Raw genomic sequence first — 2442 nt, forward strand, 5'->3', positions numbered from 1 at the left:
GTATGCGCATTTTACGCCCGAACCCATCATCCGGGCGATCTGGTCCGGTTTGAAGCGGATGGGCTGGCGTGGCGGTCGCGTTCTGGAGCCCGGCATCGGCACGGGCCTGTTTCCGGCGCTGATGCCGAAAGCATTTCGAGACAAGGCCTACGTCACAGGCATCGAGCTTGATCCTGTGACAGCGCGCATCGTAAAGCTCCTGCAGCCGAGAGCGCGGATCATCGAAGGAGATTTTGCGCGCACGGATCTGGCGGCGATCTACGACCTCGCTATTGGCAACCCGCCATTCTCCGATCGCACTGTGCGTTCGGATCGGCAGTACCGCGCGCTCGGCCTGCGCCTGCACGACTATTTCATCGCCCGTTCGATCGACCTCCTGAAGCCGGGCGCGCTCGCCGCCTTCGTCACCAGCACTGGCACCATGGACAAGGCTGACACGACCGCGCGCGAACACATCGCTAAATCCGCGAACCTGATTGCCGCCATCCGGCTGCCAGCAGGCAGCTTTCGTCGTGATGCCGGAACCGACACGGTTGTCGACATCCTTTTCTTCCGCAAGCGCAAGACCGGCGAGCCAGAGGGTGATGTCACCTGGCTCGACGTGGATGAGCTGCTTGGCGCGACGGAGGATGAACGTGCGATCCGCGTGAACCGCTGGTTCATTCGCCATCCGACCTTCGTCCTTGGCGAACACGGCCTGAATTCGGGTCCCTTCGGCGAGACCTACACGTGTCACCCCTGCATTGGTGCGGATCTCGATGCGCAACTGAACGCGGTGATGCGCCTCCTCCCAGAGGACATCTACGATGGCGAGCCGACGCCGGTTGATATCGATCTGGAGACCGAACTTGGCGCCGTCGTCGACCTGAAGCCCGACCATACTGACAAGAGTGGCAACACTGGGATCCGCGAGGGCAGCTTCTTCATCGACAATGCCAAAGGCCTGATGCAGATGCTTGATGGCGCTCCGACTGCGATCAAGGTTCGCAAGGCGCGCAGCGGCGAAGGGCGACCAGGCGAACATTTGTCCGAACGGCATATCCGTGTTGTCTCCAAGCTGATCCCGATCCGCGATGCCGTTCGCGCGGTGCTGAAAGCCCAGGAGCAGGATCGCCCGTGGCGCGAAGATCAGATCAGGCTGCGGATCGCCTGGTCGAGCTTTGTCAGGGACTTCGGGCCGATCAACCACACCAAAGTGTCGATCTCAGAGGACGCCGACACCGGGGAAGTTCGGGAAACCCACCGGCAGCCCAATCTCCAACCCTTCCGCGACGACCCCGATTGCTGGCTGGTGGCCTCGATCGAGGACTATGATCTTGAGACGGATACGGCGCGTCCGGGTCCGATCTTTTCCGATCGGGTGATTTCGCCACCGGCCGCGCCTGAGATCACCAGTGCCGCGGATGCGCTGGCCGTCGTTCTGAACGAACGTGGCCGCGTCGATATCGACCATATCGCCGAGCTTCTGCACAGGGACGCGCAAGCTGTCATTGTCGAACTGGAAGATGCGATCTTCCGTGATCCCGGCGACGGTTCCTGGCAGACCTCCGATGCCTATCTCTCCGGCCCGGTCCGTACGAAACTTGCCGTTGCGGAAGCCGCAGCCGAACTCGATCCGGCCTATCAGCGCAATGTCCGGGCATTGACCGAGGTGCAGCCGGCCGATCTTCGACCCTCCGACATCACCGCAAGGCTTGGCGCGCCGTGGATACCGGCGTCAGACGTCGTCCACTTCGTGCACGAGATCATGGGTGCGGACATCCGCATCCATCACACGCCGGAACTCGGGTCCTGGACGGTCGAGGCGCGACAGCTGGGTTACAGCGCCGCGGGCACATCGGAATGGGGGACGGCACGTCGTCATGCCGGCGAGTTGCTCACGGATGCGCTGAACTCCCGCGTGCCGCAGATCTTCGACACGATCAGGGACGCAGGCGGTGAGCGGCGCATACTGAATGTCATCGATACCGAAGCCGCGCGTGAAAAACTGCAGCGGATCAGACAGGCGTTTCAGGAATGGGTCTGGACCGATCCGGATCGCACCGACCGGTTGGCCCGGATCTATAATGACCGTTTCAACAACATCGCGCCGCGCAAGTTCGACGGCGCTCACTTGAAACTTCCAGGCGCTTCCGGCGCCTTTACCTTGTACGGCCACCAAAAACGCGGCATCTGGCGGATCATTTCTGCTGGTTCGACCTACCTTGCCCATGCCGTTGGCGCCGGCAAGACGATGACCATAGCCGCCGCCATCATGGAGCAGCGCCGGCTCGGGCTGATTGCCAAGGCGATGCTGGTCGTTCCCGGCCATTGCCTGGCGCAGGCGGCGCGGGAGTTTCTGGCGCTCTATCCGAACGCGCGTATTCTCGTTGCCGACGAAACCAATTTTGCCAAGGACAAACGCGCCCGGTTCCTCAGCCGTGCGGCGACGGCGAGCTGGGA

The 2442-nt window shown here is 62.4% G+C and carries 1 pseudogene; it reads left to right on the forward strand.

The features are described from left to right. Nucleotides 1-2442 (forward strand): annotated as a pseudogene (locus tag AX760_RS03525) (lactate dehydrogenase); the annotation flags it as partial.

Source organism: Pararhizobium antarcticum (assembly GCF_001885585.1).
Classification (GTDB): Bacteria; Pseudomonadota; Alphaproteobacteria; order Rhizobiales; family Rhizobiaceae; genus Pararhizobium; species Pararhizobium antarcticum.